The following is a 19,402-nucleotide window of genomic DNA, read 5'->3' on the forward strand; positions in this document are numbered from 1 at the left end:
CCGGACATTAAAGTGCTACAGATAAATCTTGAAGCCAGATTGGCATGACATCGAGGGCCCATGCCTCAATGTAGTGGTTCAATTTGAAGTAGAGCATCACGCCCACAGCGATAAAGGTCACGCCCAAGATTGGTTTGGAGCGTGCGGCAAGGCTACGCAGCATTTGCGCCCGTGTGCGGATCGCCTCTCGTGCGCCAAACCCTAGTACGATGATTAGGGTCGAAACCCCCAATGCAAAGAACGCCATGATCATAGTGGTGTAGCCAAGGTTGCTCCCTTGGGAGGCCAAAGCAATAGCCCCGCCCAGCGTTGGACCAATACAAGGCGACCACACTGCGCCCAGCAAGACGCCGCCCATGAACTGCCCGCGCAATCCACCGTCATCAACCTGCCCTATCGTGGTATCAGCGCGTGCTGCCATGCCTGCTGTTGCGGCTTCAAACCGGTTCGCAAACATAGGTACAATCAGGATCACACCAAATACGATCATAAAAACCGCACCAATCTGCGCCAGACGTTCTTGGGTTAGCCCGATTGATGCGCCAAAGGCTGTGACCAGAACACCAAACACCACAAAAGATACGCTCATCCCTGCTGCAAGGGCCAGAGGGCCATAACGGTTGGCATTCAGCGCGCTTACCAAAACGATGGGCAAGACAGGCAAGACGCAGGGGTTGATCAGGGTCAGTAGACCCGCGAGATACGCAAATACAAATTCCATTTGGCAGATGTGAACGGTTGCACAAAAACTAGCAAGACAAACGCGATCAATAAGGTGTCACAAACGCGTCACCAGAATAGTACACCATTCAATAGCAAGGGTGCCCTACTTGCCCTACTCATCATCCTCAGGCACATCCGCCTTAAAGCCGCGTGCAACAACAAACTTCTCGGAACTGTCCTGACGGCTTGACGGGGGTTTAAAGTTTGACACTTTGGTAAAGCGTTTCTTGAGCAGTTTTTGCAGTTCGCCTTCAGCGCCGCCCGCTAGGGTCTTGGCAATAAACGTACCGCCGTCCTCAAGAACATCAAAAGCGAAATAAGCCGCAGCTTCGCACAAAGCGATAATCCGAATGTGATCCGTTTGTTTGTGACCCGACGAGGCGGCTGCCATGTCCGACATCACCACATCCGCCCTACCACCCAGCCATTCTTTGACCTTCAGGTCTGCATCATCTTCCATGAAATCAAGTTGGTGGATTTCGCAACCCGCAATGGGTTCCATTTCCTGCAAATCAACTGCCAGAATGGTACCAACCGCTTTGCCGCCCTTTTCACCCAAAATATTGGACCGTTTGACCGCAACCTGACACCAGCCACCGGGTGCGGCCCCCAAATCGACAATCCGCGCGCCTGGAACAAGGAAACGGTATTTGTCGTCGAGCTCCATGATCTTGAACGCTGCGCGACCGCGATAGCCTTCGGCCTTTGCGCGTTTAACGTAGGGATCATTCAACTGACGCTGCAACCAACGGGTTGAGCTAAGCTTGCGGCCGCGTGCTGATTTTACCTTTACTTTCAGTTCACGTTGTCCGCGGCCTGAAGTGTTTTTACCTGTTGGCGTCTTGCCCATTAGAACGTTCCTTCTTCGAGCACACCATCGGCGCTCATTTGTGCATATAACAGACCTTCGCGCAAACCGCGATCCGCCACGCTGAGGCGATCGGTCGGCCAGCAGCGCATCAAAGCCTGCAAAATCGCGGCGCCTGACATTATCAAAGCAGCGCGGTCGTGCCCGATGCACGGATCCACGCGGCGCCCTTCGGGACCCATCGCAAGATAATGATGGATCACCGTATCAATCTGTTTACTGGTCATGCTTAACCCGTCTACTTTTGTGCGGTCATAACGACGCAAACCCAAGTGGCTGGCCGCAACCGTGGTGACCGTGCCCGAGGTGCCTACAATCTGAAACCGTTCTTGCGGTTGGGCAGATTGATAAGGCGTGAAATCAGCAAGGTTCTCTTCAAAGAACCAACTCATCAATGCAAACCGCGCCGCATCGTCTTCGACATCCGAAAACTGATCCCGCAGGGTCGCCACCCCAAGTGGTACGCTGATCCAGTCTACAACGCGCGCCTCGGGAACATCCGTCTTGGCCTGATGAAACCCGTTATGCAGACGCATGATTGATTGCGCGCGGTCCTTTTTGGGAACTTTACTGATGTCGATCCACACCAGCTCGGTTGAACCACCGCCAATATCCACTACCAACAGGTTTTCCGTCTTTGGACTGACCAGCGGCGCACATGAGATCACAGCAAGCTGCGCCTCTTGTTCTGGCGCGATAATATCCAGCTTGAGCCCGGTTTCACGCGTTACGCGGCGCATGAACTCATCCCCGTTAAGCGCGCGGCGACAGGCCTCAGTTGCGACAAGACGCATGCGTTTCACTTTGTTACGGCGTAGCTTTTGCTGGCAAATGCGCAATGCCTGTACGGTGCGCGCCATCGATCCGCGCGATAATCGCCCGGTCTTCTCTAGGCCCGCCCCCAATTGGACGGACTTCGAGAAACTATCCACCACATGAAATCCCCCACCTTTCGGTTGAGCGATTAACATGCGACAGCTATTTGTGCCCAGATCTAGGGCCGCATATAGGTCGTTCGATCTGGACGAAACTGGCGCGGGGCTCAGAGCCGTCGATTTATTACGTTCGAGCGCGCCCGCACCTTTGGAGCGCTTTGGCGCCATGGTTTGCGCCTTTCATTTACGTGTTGCCCTGATGATACGCTTTGCACTGGTACGGCGCAAGGACCCGCAGGCACTCCGCGACCCTATTTTAACGAACCTCAAGATGTTCATGCTAATAATGATCCTTAGGCGCTGGTGCGATTACACAAGGCTTCGTGTACTCAAAGGTCGCGGACGGTGCCGTTTTTGTCGAAAACGACATTCGTGTGCTGCAGACCATCCGTTAGAGAGGTCTAAATACCAGTGAGGTTGGGAGGAATCGTAAATGGCAAACGTTGTGATCGTTTATTGGAGGGATATCCCTGCTCAGGTTATCGTGGGCAAAGGCCGTCGCGCTGAAAAACGCATTCTGCCTGAGCGTTTTGAACAGGCGATTGACCGCGCTGCAATGAAAGTGGGTGCTGGAGACAGTGACGCGTATCTCGCTGAATGGCGCAAGGCTGCTCCGGTCTCTGTTGAGGGTGAAGACGCCGCTGTTGCAGATACCGAGGTTGCGCGCATTGACGCTGAGTATGATCGCGAGCGCATCAAAGCGCTGATTGCAAATGATGGCTGGGCATAACCCCACCGCTCTTTTAGACCCGAGGGAGCCGTAGAATGGCACTTTTAAACTTCCGCAAAAAAGAAGATATCCGCACAGAGGTTAACCCACAGATCGAGAATTTCTTGCGGGATTTCTCGATTGAGGTAATGCCGCGCACCGCCGAAAAGGTCGAAGACTTTCGCGCGCTGCTGCCTGCGGGCACCCGCGTCTACATCGCCCACATCGAGGGCACCCCAATTGAGGAAATGGTCGCCACCGCCAAACGCCTAAAGGCTGACGGTTTTCAGGTTATGCCCCACTTCCCTGCCCGCATCATCAAAGACAGCGCCACATTGGCTGACTGGATTGCCCGCTACCAAGGCGAAGCAGACGTAAAGCAAGCACTGCTGCTGGCGGGCGGCGTAACCAAGCCCCATGGCGATTTCAGCGACAGCATGCAGCTGATGGAAACAGGTCTGTTTGATAAGGCCGGATTTACCAACTTGCATGTTGCGGGCCACCCAGAGGGCAACCGCGACATTGACGCCAAAGGTACTGAAGGCGTGGATGCGGCCCTGCGTTGGAAGAACGACTTCCAAACCCGCACAGATGCAAAAATGGCTATCGCCACACAATTTGCGTTTGAGGCCAAACCAATCATCACATGGGCAGACAGCCTTGCCGAGGCGGGCATCACTATCCCCGTGCACATCGGCATTGCTGGCCCTGCAAAACTGCAAACCTTGATCAAATTCGCGATCGCCTGCGGTGTTGGTCCCTCCCTCAAAGTGCTGCAAAAGCGCGCGATGGATGTAACCAAACTGCTGCTGCCCTACGAGCCAACAGATGTTGTCGCTGAATTGGCCGCGCACAAAGCTGCTAATCCCGATTTCAACATCTCCCACGTGCACTTTTTCCCACTTGGTGGGATCAAGACAAACGCCACATGGGCGCAAAACAACGGCGGCAAATCTGCCGTATCTGCTAACGCCTCCTGAAGGACTGACCAACATGACAAGAACGATCGTCGAATCCAAAACGAAAACCGCCATCATCGGCTTTGACCAGCCGTTCACTGTCATCGGCGAGCGGATCAACCCGACAGGCCGTAAAATTCTGGCCGAAGAGCTGGAGCGCGGCGATTTTTCCCGCGTTGAAGCAGACGCGATTGCACAGGTTGCTGCTGGTGCAAGCATCCTTGATGTGAACTCTGGCGCTGTTTTCTCGAACAAAATGGCCGAAGATCCACGTTATGCGGACAACAACTTTGTTGAGCCCATGCTGATGCCCGAAATGATCCGGCGTGTTCAGGCGGTTACCGATTGCCCAATTTGTATCGACAGCTCTGTTCCTGGCGCGCTGGAAAATGGCCTTGAGGCCTGCGAAGGCCGCCCGCTGCTCAACTCTGTCACCGGCGAAGAAGACCGCATGGAGCTGGTTCTGCCCTTGGTCAAAAAGTACAACGTGCCGGTTGTTGCGATCTCAAACGATGACACAGGCATTTCCGAAGACCCCGATGTGCGGTTTGAAGTGGCCAAAAAGATCGTCCAGCGCGCGGCTGATTTTGGCATTCCAGCGCATGATATCGTAGTTGATCCACTGGTAATGCCAATTGGCGCAATGGCAACAGCAGGCCATCAGGTGTTCACGCTGGTGCGCCGCTTGCGTGATGAGCTGGGCGTAAACACAACCTGCGGCGCGTCCAACATCAGCTTTGGCTTGCCCAACCGTCACGGTATCAACAACGCCTTCCTGCCGATGGCAATGGGCGCTGGCATGACCTCAGCAATCATGAACCCTGTCGCCCTGCCGATCAACGCCAAGAAGATCGCAGAAAAGAAAGCCGAGCTGGCTGCATTAGGTTTGGTCCTGCCCGAAGGCATGGATGACGAGGCATTTGTTCAGCTGTTCGGCATGGGTTCAACCCTGCCCAAACCCGGCAAAGAGATGGAAGCAATTCGCGCTGCGAACTTCCTGTTTGACCGTGACCCACACGGTGGCGACTGGATCAAATTCAACAAAGTAGCACCAAAAGCGGGCCAAGAAGGTCGTGGCCGCGCAGGCCGCGTGGGCGGACGCCGCCGCGGCTAATTGACTACACATTATTGAACCAATTCAAGGGGCAGCGGGTGACGCTGCCTTTTTTGATTTGAATCATAATAAGTTAAATTTCAGTAAGTTAGCGTTAAAAGTTAATGTACTAAATTACCTCAGACAGCATACGCCTAGATTGAGTGGTATGGTATCATCCTTGATTGTACCTCAATTTCTCCATTTGTGAGAAAAACCATTGTATCAATCAGCTAGAACTCCAAAATATCGTGAATTGAGTTTGGTCTCTCCGTGACCTCTGGCGGACTTCAAACCACACAATTGGCAACCCCGAGTTGTAACCCCCTGGTACCAGCGATAGGCTTGATTAAATTCATTCCACAGCCGCCGAGCGCCTCCCTGCCGGCCTTTATATTTATGACTATTCCCGTTTTGGAGACATTCCTGATGAGCACCGGCCCCACAAGCGGCCCCGACGATTCAACAACAACGGTGATCACCAGCGGTATCATCTCCGCTCGGTTAATACTCCAAGCCGGTCCAGGAGGCGATTTCCTGAATGGCAGTTCGGGCGACGATGTCCTGAATGGCGGTGCGGGCGATGATTTGATTGAAGGCATGCAGGGCGACGACACATTAGAGGGCAACGCCGGAACCGACGTGCTTAGCTATTACCACTCGGACGCGCCTGTGACTGTAAACCTTGGATCGCAAGGAACGGCGCAGAATGTTGGTGGGTCTGCTGGAACGGATACGTTTACCGGATTTGAAAACATCTACGGCTCAAACGCTGGCAATGATTCACTTGGTAACGGTGACTCGTTGGTCGGTAATGGACGTGAAAACCGGATTTTGGGCTATGACGGCGACGACATTATCCGTGGCGGCGGCGGGAACGATGATTTGCTCGGCATGAAAGGTAATGACTTTCTGGCGGGGGGGCGATGGAAATGACACCCTTGCAGGTGGTGGCGGTGTGGACCGTCTTTTCGGTGGTAACGGTGCGGACCGACTATTTGGCGGTGACGGTGCGGATGTTTTTGATTTCAATTCAGACGATGAAAATTCGCTCCTTTTGGCAGACGTCATCGTCGATTTTAGCATTGGTGAGGATTATATTGACCTCAGCGATATTGATGCCAACAGCGTAACCAGTGGCGCACAAACGTTTAACTTCCTTAACTCCGCCGCGTTTTCCGGTACAGCAGGTGAGCTGCGCTTTGGCACCAATGGCACCGACGGGTTCGTTCTGGCGGATGTCGACGGAGACGGCATCGTGGATATGAACATCCAACTGCTCGGCGTCACAGCGATTTCCGCATCCGATTTTGTGTTCTAAAGGTCAGTGGTGGCCGATGCGACCCCTACCATCATGCTAGCCCGCTTGGGCTAACATGACCTCTGGATTGACCTCAAAAACGGCAAAGTCGGGTATTGCTGAATCGCCGTTCGTTTCCCCATCATGGTATCTAAAATTCAACCCAAGGCCTTCCGCGATTTTCGCATAGGTGACACTCCCGCTCTTGGAGTTTCGTGCGCAAACGATACGTGTCTCAGGTCTGCAAAACACCAGGTTTGCAAATGCAGCTCCGGAAATTCCAGCAATCACATCGGCGTCGTAAAATAACGCAACCTGATCCGAGAAATTCAATGTCTCTGGGGATACAGCCGAGTATCCGTTTGCCACGAAGTAGTCGATAAATGCCTCTTCGTTTAGGCATCGGGCAATTGACGTTTTTGGTCTTCGTATTACGATCTTGGTCTTTTTCGGTCTCCGCGTAGGCCACGCCTTCTTGTAGAATGCTCTGGCTGCAATTGGATCCGAAAAGTGGCAGTTCTGATGGTCAGTCCCAGAAAGGTCTTTATTAAAATGGCTTGGTTCCCATACTCCGTGGGGCCGGACAAGCATTTTGCATTCAACTGTCCCCCATGCACCAGCAGGCACGATACGGTCAATGTACTTAGCCCCAAGAATTTGAAGAGCCTGCAGGAAGTTGCCCTTTAACGCCGATCGGTTCACCAATATACGCAGATTGCTTTCCCTAACTTCCGGCGCAGCAAGGAGGCTAACGACTTCGATCAAGAAATGAAACCAGTTATGTGCCCAAACATGTGTCAGGTCGATCACCTCTAGTCCAGACGCAACAACACGAGACGGGGCAAAGATCATTGCATCACAACCGTTGTGAACAAATATCCGGCGGCGAAAATGATCAAAAAACTGCGGGTCGGCACGCCAATGCGGGCAAAATGTTTGCTCCTTCATTGAGATCAGATTGGTTCCCAGATGCAGATCAACATTTGCGAACTCTATGGACTGAGTTGTCGAGATGGTGGTGGCGCGAAAATCAACAAAGTCAGTATCGCCTCCGCCGGAGTCTACGTGATAAAAGGCACGCGCGTAATCCTCTACATCGGACCAATTTCCATCATCGAGGCGCAGTGCTGCAACTTCTCTAATCGCTTCTAATGCCAAGAAATGGGAATTTGATTGCATGATTTAACAAACTTCATTGGTTGGGGAGGCACGCTACGCCCATTGATCCCTACCAAGATGGGCGCTTTGGGCAAGGCCAAATTATGTCAATCGGCAGCAGTCTGCCGCCTTGCAATACACGGCTGCCGATTGTCTATCATGCGTAAAGCCTCTTCAACGGAGCTCGTTATGCGAATTCTTCTTCATATCGGACGCCCCAGAACCGGAACCACCGCATTTCAATACGGCATTGCTAACAACAATTGCTATCGAAAAAGGCATAACATAAGGCTGCCGATTGATAGCGATCTTGCCCCTCGTTCAATGCAGCTTTTTTATGCTGCAGTAGGTGATCATCTGGGCAAAATTCACCCGTGGCACCAAACAAACTTTGACGGCAAAAGCCTTGAACACCATGTCGCAAAGGCCCTTGATAGTGCATCGCAAGACGATACCGTGGTGATCTCAAATGAGTGGTTTTCTATGAATTATGCCCCTGCCCAATTTGGGGGAATGATCAAGCTGTTAGAACAGCGAGCACCAGTTGAAGTTTTTGTCATCTTGAGGCCTCAAGGGGATGTTGCTGTTTCAGCCTGGAGCCGTTTAATCATGGATCGCGACGACCCAGGGCCATTGAGTGAAATGACAGCACGTAAAGCCGATTGGGGAAGAAAGCTCAAACCTCTCAATTACTTCTTCTTGATCAGCGAATGGTCTAAACTTGTAAATAAGATATCGATCCTTCCTTATCGCTCAGATGCTCCTGAACGGCTGCGCATAGCGATGGGGTTGCCGGACGGTCTGACGTATGACAACTCGTCGGCCTCTCCAGCACTAGAGCTTTGCGACTTTCTTAGGCAAAACCAACGTAACCATAGTACCTACGATAAGTGGCTTGAGTTCGTTAAGGCAGTGTCTGAGAACCCATCTGAGTACGCCGAGCACGCGAACTTTGGAACGTTGAAAGATGCTGAGGGTATTCGAACGCGCTTCAATACCGCGTTTGCTGCGTCTAACGACTTACTTGCAAAGCGGTTCGGCTGTGTTCTGAATTAAAGCTTTGCCGAACGAATGTCTTGTACCACTCGAACATCCATACACGGGTCAACCGTAGGCGGAGGTTAGGGAGATCAATTGCACGCCACTGCCTCAACACACTGCAAATGCTGATTTACCAATCGCAGAAAGCACAAAAACGTTCTTGGCACGCCTCAGATCGCAAGAGATACGTGCTCACACATTCTAGCGCGGTTTTGTATTTTTATCTTTTCCAGACAATGGAGACGCTTAAGGGGGCTGAAAGCATTACCAAAAAGTAAAAATGGTTGATTTGTGAACAATTGCAAAGCAGTGTACGGTTAATATCGCCGATTTTTAGCGCGATTTGCTGAAAATATGGATGATGCCCCCTGACTTTGTGCGGGGCACTGCAAATGGGGAACCGCCAATATAATTCATAGTTCCCTGCCCTATCCTGCGGATCCAGATCTGGTGCGCACGTCCATTCCCGCGCGCCTTTGGTTTTGGGATGCTCAGAGGATATTGCAGCAAACATCAATCGCTCCACCGCATTTATAGGCAGTGGCTCTCGTGTGCACAGAGGCAGCCAAAGTAGATAAGCATAAAAAATTTAGGATATTACCATGGCGACTCCAACAGTATGGCTCAACGAAATTCAATCCAACACTGGTACGGCATCCATCCCCACCACCAGTGATCCGCAAACCATCGGGTTGAGCAACGGTAATATTCTGGTTGCCTGGGTTGAGGCTGGCACCACGGGTGTTGGCTTCCATGTCGGTGATGATATCATCGGCACGATCTATGATGGTGCGGGCAATCTTGTCGTCGACAGTTTTCGCATTAACGATTCCCGCACTGCCGATGACGAGAATGATTTTGACATTGCTGCCACAAATGATGGCGGCTTTATGCTGGTCTATGTCGTCAATGACGCTGCTGGCACCCGCGTTGTTTGGGAGCGCAAGAACGCCGCAGGGGTCAACACCCATACAACTGATATCGTGTCCGAGATTGGTTTTGGCAATTATGCAAACCCTCAAATTGCGATCAACAACTTCGACAACAGCGCCTTTATCAGCTATACAGCGCTTAATCCGGCGGTATTCGTTGATCCCGAAGATGAAGATGTTATTGCCGTGTACATCGACGCGGTAGGTACAATCATTACAGCGGAATTCGAAGCGACCAATGACACGATCTTATTCAGCGGCGCGGACCAGACGCAAAACAGTGTGGCCATCAACATCAACGGTGAGATGGTCTCGGCCTACCGCGACGAGGGCGTTGTCAAAGTAAGTGTGCTCAGCACCACAGGCGTATTGCAGCACACCGTGACGGTGGATGGCACCGGATCGCCCAGTGATCCGCAGGTCGCAACCCTGACCAACGGCAATATTGTGGTTACATGGACAGATGACATCAGCGGCGGTTCTTCGGGGGATGTGAGCCGCGCTGTGTATGACGGCAATCTGATGGTTGTGCAGGCCAAGCTTTCGATCAACGACACGGATGCCAACGGAACCTCGATCGTTGCACTGCCCAGTGGCGAATTCCTTGTAATTTGGGATGACAATAGCGCGGACAACGACATCAAGGGGCAGAAATTCGACTCCAACGGCGTGGCGGACGGAGCGATCTTTACCGTGTCCATCTTTGGCGGGGCGTCTCCCAGTGTCGGGGTGACTGGTGATGGTCGCGTCATTTTTACGTATGAAGACCTCGGCGAGGTATGGACCTCGATCTGGGATCCGCGTGACGGCAACATCACCACGAACACCTATGACAGTCCACAAGAGCAGTTTGTCGTTGGTGATACCATCTGGGCCAAGACCACAGGTGGTAATATCTTTGGCGACAGTGGCACACCAGAGCGGATCATCGGCAGCGAAGTCGAAGATGTCTTGCGAGGCTTTGCTGGCAATGACACCCTGGAAGGGAACGGCGGCAACGATGTGTTGGATGGTTCAACTGGTAACGACAGCATGTCGGGCGGAGCTGGCGATGATGCTTTCTATTTCTTCGCAGGCGTGGCTGAAGGGGCCGATACGATTGATGGTGGTGCCGATTTTGATGCGCTGGTCCTCTTTGATCCAGGCACAACCGATCTAAGTGCGGCAGGCACACAATGGAGCGGGTTGGAGCAGATCAATTTTGCTGGCATTGGTAATGAGCCAGGTAGCAAAACCCTGATCGTGCGCGGGGATGAAGTGACGGATGGCTTTGTCTCTGGGGTGGCAGTTGAAGGTCAGTCAAATACGATATTGCGCGAAATCATTCAGGTTCAGATGGACAGTGACACCAGCATTGATTTGTCGAACACAAGCTTTATCCAGTGGACCGACGGGTTCGATTTCATCCGCATCGTTGGGGATACCTCGAACGAGACGATCACTGGCACCCTTGGATCTGATTCCGTATCTGCAGAGGACGGGGACGATGATATTATCCTGACTGCCGCGACCACTGGTTTGGAAGAAACCATTTCTGGTGGCAATGGTTACGATGAGATCGTGATCACTTCCACAGGCCTGATTGATTTGTCCAACGTGGGAACCCAGATTAGCGGCATCGAGGAAATTCGATTTGACGTACTCGGCGCGTCCACGGTTCGTCTGGGCTCAGAGGAGACGGATTCAGCGCTGGAGCTGCTGAATGTGATCATCGACGGTTATTCAGGGCCGGGAGGTGGCCGTAATCTGGTTGAAGTTGTGATGAACACAAGCAGCGCTAACTTGTCAGGATGGACCTTTCAGGATTGGGACACGAGTGGCTCGGATGAATTTATTCGCATTACAGGCGATTCCAGCTCTGAGTCTGTTGTCGGGTCTTCAGTCCGCGATCTGATTGAAGTGAAGGCAGGCAACGACACCGTTGATGCAGGCGCTGGCAATGACACAATCATCGCGACCTCTGGCCTGAACAATCTGGACGGCGGCGCTGACGACGATCTGTTCGAACTGTCTGGTGACTCACTTCTTAACCAGACCATTGTTGGTGGGTTGGGCAACGACACGATCGATTTCTCCACCTCCGCAGGTGGCAGTTCGGCCTTTGTCACAGGGATTGATCTTGATGGCGGTTATGCCGCCAATGGTGCGCCCGCTTCAGGCAGCTGGAGCGGCCTTGAAGGGGCTGTAGGTTTCACTGGAAATCGCAACGTTATCACTGGCAACGGCAGCGATAACGCCCTGACGGGTGGTGGCTTGGGCGATACAATTGACGGCGGGAACGGCGTAGATACGATCATGGGGCTGGGTGGTGATGACTTGCTGCTTGGTGGCAATGGTATTGACAGCATCGACGGCGGCGCGGGCGATGACACCATTAACGGTGGTAGCGGCAAAGACGAGCTCAGCGGCGGTCTTGGGGATGATGTCTTCCAAATCATCAACGCCGATTTCGCAGATGATATCGATGGCGGGGGCGACACTGACACCCTTGATCTCAGCGGTTGGACCGCTGTTGGTGTTGCTTGGGATGTCGATCTGGCCTCGGAAACCTATGAGCTCGCACCAAACACGATTGGCTCTATTGGCGTGTCTACGATCGCGAACGTCGAGAATGTAATCGGGTCAGATTTCAACGACTCGATTGTGGGCTCTGGCGGTGCGAATGAAATCTCTGGGGGCAGCGGCGCTGATACCATCTTTGGCTTTGGTGGCGAAGATACGCTGTCGGGCAATAGCGGCGCAGACGAAGTCCGCGGCAACGGTGGCGATGATATTGTCGGCGGCGAAGGCGGCAATGATGTGGTCTTTGGCGGTGAAGGTAACGACAGCGTTTACGGCGGTGCGGGCAATGATACGCTCAATGGCGGTACGGGCAATGACCTGCTCAACGGCGGTGGCAACTTTGATATTGCTGACTATTCCGACGCCACAACCAATCTGGTGGTCAACATCAACTTTGGAGGTGCACAGACGATCTCGGCCCAAATGGGCACTGATACGTTTGTCTCCATCGAAGGGATCAACGGCGGGTCGGGTAATGACCTGCTGGTCGGCACCAGCGGTGGCAACGTCATCGACGGCGGTGCGGGCAACGACGAGATCTACGGCATCGGCGCGGGCGATCTGCTGCGCGGCGGCATCGGGAATGACCAGATCGAGGGCTCTGGCGGCGATGACACCATGGAGGGTGGTGTGGGCGACGCGGATATCCTGAGCTACTTTAACTCCGGCGGGCCAGTTGCGGTTGATCTCCGCTTTCAGGGCACGGCGCAGGCTGTCGGCGGTTTCTCGGGGACGGATACGTTCACAGGCTTTGAGGATCTGTATGGTTCCAACGCGGCGGGCACCGATATTCTGATCGGCAACCACGACGATAGCCGCATCCTTGGGTTTGGTGGCGATGATCGTCTGTTCGGCTTTGACGGCGCGGATGAACTGTTTGGGATGCAGGGCAATGACTCCCTATCGGGGGGCAATGGCCAGGATACCTTGGCAGGCGGCGGCGGCGCTGATGCGTTCTTGTTCAACGATGTGCTGCACAGCACCTCGGCGGACCGCGATACCATCACCGACTTCGGTGTGGGCGGTGCAGACAGGATTAACCTGTCAGTGATTGATGCCAACACGATTGCTGGCGACAATCAGGCCTTCAACTTTGTCGGCTCTGCCGGGTTTGGTGCAGCGGGTGATTTGCGCTTTGCCACCAACGGCACCAACGGTTTTGTGTTGGGAGATGTGGACGGGGACGGTACAGCCGATCTCAACATCCTGCTGTTGGGTGTGACCGCCATGACCGCAGGTGACTTTGTTCTTTAAGATCTGATGGGCGAAACCAAAAACGGCGCCTCTGGGAAACAGAGGCGCCGTTTTGCGTTTTCGGGCAAGCCCGGATTTAGAAGGCGAAAAGATCAATCGCCGGATCGATCAGAAGACGAAATCACTCAGGTTCACCGACGTGATGCCCATCAACAAGATATTCAAGTCTGCGGTGCTGTCACCATCGATATCCCCAAGGACAAAACCATTTGTGCCATTGGTGGCAAAACGGATCTGACCTGCGCTGCTAAAGGCGCTGGACCCCACAAAGCTGAAGGCTTGGTTGCCCGCGATACTGCTGTTTGCGTCGATGGTGCTGAGGTCAATAAGGTTTGCGCCACCAGTACCAAAGTCCATGATCGTATCGCGCTGTGTCGAGGTACTATCACTCACGTTGTTGAAATCAAACGTATCGGCACCGCCGCCGCCCGTTAGAACGTCGACACCTTCACCACCCGACAGGGTGTCATTACCCGCCATCCCAAACAGATTATCCGCGCCGTCAAAGCCATAGATCAGGTCATTCCCTGCATACCCCAAGATACGGTTATCTTCGGTGCTGCCGACCAATGTATCGCCACCAGCGTTTGAGCCATAAAGATCTTCGAATTCCGTGAATGTATCGGTACCCGAGGAGCCGCCGACGGCTTGTGCCGTGCCTTGGAAGCGCAAGTTCACTTGTACGCCACCTGCGGAGTTGTAATAGCTCAGGACGTCGATACCAGCGCCGCCCGTCATTATATCGTTGCCACCAGAGCCTTCCACCAGATCAACACCGTCGCCGCCGTGCAGAATATCCCGGCCACCTGCGCCATAGACCTGATCATTGCCGCCACGACCCTCAAAGATGTTGCCCGCAGCGTCGCCCACAAGCAGGTCATTGCCGGACCCCCCAAGAATACCCTCAACAGAGTACAACGTATCCGTTCCAGCCAATGTTGATATGTTCTGGCCTGTTGTGAACTTAAGATTGATGACCAGATTATCCGTCACATAGGAATAATCGCCAGTATCAAAACCGGTGCCCCCGTTCAGGAGATCATTGCCCGTCCCGCCAGAGACAAGATCATTGCCCGCTCCGCCGTAAATACTGTCATTGCCTGCGCCACCAATAACCGTGTCATTACCCGCCTCACCGCTCACAAGGTCATCGCCAAGGTTGCCCCGCACAGCATCATTGCCGTCATTGCCAGCCAGCGTATCGTTGCCGCCAAAGCCATAAAGGGTGTCATTGCCAGTGCCGCCGGTGGCCTGATCATCATCGGCACCTGCAAGCAGGCTGTCGTTGCCTGCACCGCCCGCAATCGTATCGTTGCCAGCGCCGCCATCGATGATGTCATCGCCCGCAAGGCCCAGTAGAACGTTGGCTATGCCATCGCCGGTCAAGACGTCTAGTTGATTGGTGCCAGTGGCATTCTCAACATTTTGAATCCCAACTGTGTGGCCCCCACCAGCATTGCCACTATCAACCAAACCTGACGCCAGATTGATAACAAAGCCATTAATCAGCTCGTTACTGGCATCAAAGGTATCGATGTCGTCGCCCCCATCGAAGATATCGTTATCAAGGGTATCTGCATCACCGATTAGGGACTGGCTGCGGACCACAAATGTATCTGCGCCTGCCCCGCCCTCATTGATGCCTCCGCCAATGACTTCGATTACATCGTCGCCGGTACCGCCCCGCAAAGTGTTGTCAAACGATCCATTTGTGCCAAGTGTATCGTTACCAGAGCCGCCATCGATCAAGTCTCCCCCAAATTGCCCTTGCAAACTATCATTACCAAAGCCGCCAAGGATCGTATCGGCCAGCAGAGAGCCGACAATCGTGTCATTCCCGCTCCCGCCTACAACATACGTTAGACCGCCACCCATGATGATGGTGTTGCTTCCGAAATTGTCGTTGTAGCGCTCGATCCCGCTGACTGTTGTTGCCGCGTTTGTGGCGCGGTCTGTGAAGATAAACCCTTGCTCGAAATCGAGCGTGGCACCAGTAAAGGACCCAAACAGGCCCGTATGATCCAGCGTATCATTGCCATCACCGCCATGAACGCTATCGACAAAATCCGCGCCTGTCGCCACGATGATATCGTTGCCAGAGCCAGCATAGATTAGGTCACTGTCACTCCCGCCATCAATCCTGTCATTGCCGCTGCCGCCTTTGAGGGTATCAACACCATCACCGCCTAGGATCGTGTCGTTGCCGCCGCCGCCATTGATGCTGTCATTCCCCGCTTCCCCGCTCAGGCTGTCATCGCCCCCAAATCGGGTATACAAGTCGCCTTCAAACGGAGTGGCCGTAGCAGATTTTGGCGTCAGCGCTGCGGTGCCTGCTATATTATCAAAGCTCAGTGTCTCTGCATCAAGCTGCCAGTTGGCGACAAGCGACCGTTGATCGCGCAGATCTAGGGTTTCAAGCCGCTCAAACGCCAATTTTGCGATATCCGAAGCAAAACGCTCAGTATTCCAGATCCGCACATCGCCAATCTCACCGATTAAACGCTGTGTGGCGGAGAATGTGGATGCATCCCCCGGTATCGCGCCGTCTTGTTCTTGGCCCATGATAAACGAACCACCTGCCTCGATCGCAGTGCCCGAGGCGGTCTGAGGTCCAGAGGACAGACCAAATCCGCGAGATGCCTCAACCCCATCAATATATAGCGATATGCGTCCATTCGGTCCTGCGCCAGTGTTGACACTCACGGACATCCTGTGCACTTGCCCGTCCGTCACGAGACTGGTGAGCACACCTGTGTCAAAGTATTGATCATTCACCCATACCGAGATTGTTGTAGGCAGCTGGCCAAGCACAAGAAACTCGTTTGTTTCACCGGGCACACCGTAAGACACAAACGGAACCTCGGTTGCCATCCCTAACCCATCGCCGCGGTAAAGCCATTCCACCGTGAAATTCTCGGTTGGCATTTCATCAAAGTTTGCAACTTCAACGTATTGATCCGTCACGCCGTTTTCATTCATGGCAAGCAGGCCAAACGGGATTTCATCGCCTTCGATCTTATCGGCCCCGGCGCCACCAAGGACTGTATCGTCGCCTTTGCCAGCCACAAGATAATTTGCGTCCATGCTGCCGACGATGCGGTCATTCCCGTCACCCAGCAGCGCATTCTCAAAGCCTGCGAATGTGCCGCTATATGCGGTAAAAGACGCCGCGCTCAGGTCGATGGTTTGGAGGAAGTCAAAATTGATGGTATCGTTGCGCAAATCAAGCGTGTCGTTGCCTAGATCACCCGAATAGGTACCCGCGGTTACGTAGTGAACGATGATCAGGTCGTCCCCCAAGCCCCCTTCGATTGTATCGTTCCCTTCGGAATGGCCAAAGACCCCGTCGATGATCACGTCATCACCGCCGCCCGCAGAAATGTAGTCATTGCCGCGCCCGCCATTGATCAATTCGCCAAAGGCAGAGGCCGTGGCACCGGTGATTGAATCATTCCCGCGGCCCGTGAAAAACAGAGTGCTCGAGGTATCGCCGATAATGGTATCGTTGCCGTCGCCTGTATAGACTTCGTCAATCGAATAGACCTGAATCGCTACGCCATCAATCACACCAGTATTCGCCACGAAATCAAGGGTCGTGGCAGAGGTTACTGCGGCCGCATTGAACGTGCCCGTGGTACCACCAGCAGTTCCATTAACGAACAGGGCTGTGTGTTCACCGTCGCCCACAAAATCAGAATATTCATTGGTGAAAACATAGAGATTGTCCTCTTCCACCGGACGCCCTGTGAACGTCACATCGGCGTCGGTCACAAAGAAAATACCTTGGGCCGAGCCATCAATATTGCTGAGCTCCAACGTCCAATCGCCGGTAATGGCAGGACGCGATGCGCCCTCATTAACCGTCCCCATGAAGGCGGTTGTGCCAAACTCCCAACCATCCAGGCCCGCCTGGCTCGGGTCGAAGACATTAGTGCCTTGCGCGCCATCAACATAATGGATCAACTGGACCCGCGTGCCATCGGGCGACACCAAAAAGACGCTCATGTCATTGATGTTATCGACGTGGAATTTCAAGTTAACCGAGACATACTCGATGATGATATCTTCATCCAGCGAGGTGGAAAAAGATGTCACGCTGTTCCCGATGGATGTTGACCCTGCCCCGTTAATATCAAGCTCAAAACTCAGCTGATTTTCAGTGGTGGATTGACGATCCCATGTTTCAGCCAGACGAATGGCCGCTTTTGCATCCACAAGGCCATAGCCGTAATCGTTGGAAAAGTGCATCGAGCCACCGTTCCAGTCGCGTGCATCATTCCAAAACCAGGTGGACCCGTTGGATTGTGTTGCTATCTCATACCCGCGGTTCACACCGCCGGTTGTTGGCGCGCCAGTGTTTGCTGCACTGTCTACGGCAGAACCCACGTGGCGCGCGGAATAGGCCAAAATTTCCTGAACGTCACGCCAACCCAGATCTGGGTTGGCCTCCATTATCAAGGCCACAACGCCCGCAACGATAGGGGCAGACGCTGATGTGCCGTTGAAATTTGTGTAGTCACCCCCGTTGTCGTTGATGTCAATATTATAGCCGTCAACGCCGGAACGGTCCGTGGTATAGATACCTTTAACATCCGTAATGTCATCGGCAAACGCGGAAACCAGCAAATTTGCACCCGGGCTAGAATACCGCGCGACCCAACCATCAGCCCGCAAGGCCGCAACATTCAGAGTGCCTTGTAGCGAGTTTTCCAAAACGGCAGTGCCCTCCATGCCGATTTGCGTGGCTGTGGCAGGATAGGTATCGCGTGCATTACCGTTTGATTTAACAAAATTGGTCCCCAAGCCGCCCCGGCCGTGATCCACAATTGCATTGATTTCTAATACTTTTCCTGACGTCACAAAATTCGAGGAGCGACCGAAACTGCCGTTGATGACATCGCTGCCGTTATCATTGCCGCTGTCGTTGTAATACCCATCTCCAAGGCCCGCAGCATCCAGATAACCGCTCCCAAGGCCCTTGTATGCGACAATTTCGGCATCCCATGCGATCCCGACACCACCAATGCCGTTGCCCTCTTCCGCTCCGATGATCCCCGACACTGGCGTTCCATGCCTGTCTGTGCCCGTTTCATTTGGATCAAAGCTGACCCCGGGGTAGTCCATATCCAAATCAGTGCGAAATTTTCCAACCAGATCAGTATGGTAGAGATCAAACCCCTGATCGATCACCGTGACCTGAACACCATTCCCAGTGTAATCATCCCAAACGTCGATGACATTGATGTCCAACAGTCCGGCTGTCAGATTTCGTAGATACCATTGAAATGAAAAGAGCGGATCTGTTGGGATGGTGGGCATAAAATTGTCCTAGCACTGGTTTGAAATCGGGAAACCGCCAGAACTCAGCGGAAATCTAATGGTAAAGGTTTGCCGCAAGTAAACTTAACATCTGAAGTTTTAGACTGTTGGCGACAGTGCGGCGAATTTCCGCCTAAATCAACCCTATTGGTTAATTTCCGTTAAACACGGCCGGCACCATCACATCGCAATGACTGCGCAGAGTTTGCCGTATGTCCCCGTCAAATTGACCGTATGTCCATCAAGATATGAAGCGGATCATCATTGTTAATTGAACACTGATGGCTCTGGATCAGTACCATGATTGACTATGCGGCTTGGTTTTAATGTCGCGCGACTGCGGTGCAGTATGAGGAGGTTAAGAGAGTCACAATATTACTGTGATGTCAGTGGTCGCCCCGCCTTAACCTCAACAAAAGCTGGCACTCACGTATCACACGTTCGCCAAGACGTGCCTGCAAGCCCAATCTTACGCTTAAAAACTCCAACATTGGGCATTGACGTTTGCCTTTCTGGCATGAAACCTGCTCGCAGCTGTTCCCCCGTACC

General features: G+C 53.3%; 12 protein-coding genes. 7 read left to right on the top strand and 5 right to left on the bottom strand.

All coding sequences use genetic code 11. The annotated features are described in order from the left end of the window. Positions 1-7: 7 nt before the first annotated feature. The 3 genes from V7775_RS12515 to V7775_RS12525 form a co-directional block, all read right to left on the bottom strand. Positions 8-721, bottom strand: coding sequence for a cytochrome c biogenesis CcdA family protein (locus tag V7775_RS12515; RefSeq protein ID WP_335752235.1), 714 nt, complete (start codon positions 719-721; stop codon positions 8-10). Positions 722-835: 114 nt separating this feature from the next. Beyond that, a complete protein-coding gene (locus V7775_RS12520) occupies positions 836-1,573 on the bottom strand; it encodes an RlmE family RNA methyltransferase (RefSeq protein ID WP_335752236.1) in 738 nt (245 codons plus the stop codon). Next, positions 1,573-2,694 (bottom strand): Ppx/GppA phosphatase family protein, encoded by a 1,122-nt coding sequence (locus V7775_RS12525; protein WP_335752237.1) that lies wholly within the window; start codon positions 2,692-2,694, stop codon positions 1,573-1,575. The genes V7775_RS12520 and V7775_RS12525 overlap by 1 nt, the downstream gene beginning before the upstream one ends. 265 nt (positions 2,695-2,959) lie before the next feature. Here V7775_RS12525 and V7775_RS12530 point away from each other — a divergent pair, with 265 nt between their 5' ends. The 5 genes from V7775_RS12530 (at position 2,960) to V7775_RS12550 (ending at position 6,608) form a co-directional block, all read left to right on the top strand. After that, positions 2,960-3,256: a virulence factor gene (locus V7775_RS12530; protein ID WP_335752238.1), complete on the top strand. Its 297-nt coding sequence runs from the start codon at positions 2,960-2,962 to the stop codon at positions 3,254-3,256. Between the two features lie 35 nt (positions 3,257-3,291). Beyond that, positions 3,292-4,215, top strand: coding sequence for a methylenetetrahydrofolate reductase (locus V7775_RS12535; RefSeq protein WP_335752239.1), 924 nt, complete (start codon positions 3,292-3,294; stop codon positions 4,213-4,215). Positions 4,216-4,228: 13 nt separating this feature from the next. Then, positions 4,229-5,308, top strand: a complete 1,080-nt coding sequence (locus V7775_RS12540; protein ID WP_335752240.1) for a methyltetrahydrofolate cobalamin methyltransferase — start codon at positions 4,229-4,231, stop codon at positions 5,306-5,308. A gap of 408 nt (positions 5,309-5,716) precedes the next feature. Then, positions 5,717-6,223 carry a calcium-binding protein gene (locus tag V7775_RS12545; RefSeq protein WP_335752241.1) on the top strand — a complete coding sequence of 169 codons (507 nt, stop codon included), beginning with the start codon at positions 5,717-5,719 and terminating at the stop codon, positions 6,221-6,223. Further along, positions 6,192-6,608: a M10 family metallopeptidase C-terminal domain-containing protein gene (locus V7775_RS12550; protein WP_335752242.1), complete on the top strand. Its 417-nt coding sequence runs from the start codon at positions 6,192-6,194 to the stop codon at positions 6,606-6,608. The genes V7775_RS12545 and V7775_RS12550 overlap by 32 nt, the downstream gene beginning before the upstream one ends. A 36-nt stretch (positions 6,609-6,644) precedes the next feature. On the opposite strand, the gene V7775_RS12555 is transcribed toward V7775_RS12550, so the two are convergent. Further along, a complete protein-coding gene (locus V7775_RS12555; protein ID WP_335752243.1) occupies positions 6,645-7,766 on the bottom strand; it encodes a glycosyltransferase family 61 protein in 1,122 nt (373 codons plus the stop codon). Here V7775_RS12555 and V7775_RS12560 point away from each other — a divergent pair. After that, positions 7,761-8,801: a hypothetical protein gene (locus tag V7775_RS12560; RefSeq protein ID WP_335752244.1), complete on the top strand. Its 1,041-nt coding sequence runs from the start codon at positions 7,761-7,763 to the stop codon at positions 8,799-8,801. The genes V7775_RS12555 and V7775_RS12560 overlap by 6 nt on opposite strands. Before the next feature lie 587 nt (positions 8,802-9,388). Further along, positions 9,389-13,534, top strand: coding sequence for a beta strand repeat-containing protein (locus tag V7775_RS12565; RefSeq protein WP_335752245.1), 4,146 nt, complete (start codon positions 9,389-9,391; stop codon positions 13,532-13,534). A 108-nt stretch (positions 13,535-13,642) separates the two neighbouring features. On the opposite strand, the gene V7775_RS12570 is transcribed toward V7775_RS12565, so the two are convergent. After that, positions 13,643-18,853, bottom strand: a complete 5,211-nt coding sequence (locus V7775_RS12570; RefSeq protein ID WP_335752246.1) for a S8 family serine peptidase — start codon at positions 18,851-18,853, stop codon at positions 13,643-13,645. Between the last annotated feature and the right edge of the window lie 549 nt (positions 18,854-19,402).

Origin of the sequence: Sulfitobacter sp., assembly GCF_036960155.1 — a bacterium.
GTDB lineage: Bacteria > Pseudomonadota > Alphaproteobacteria > Rhodobacterales > Rhodobacteraceae > Sulfitobacter.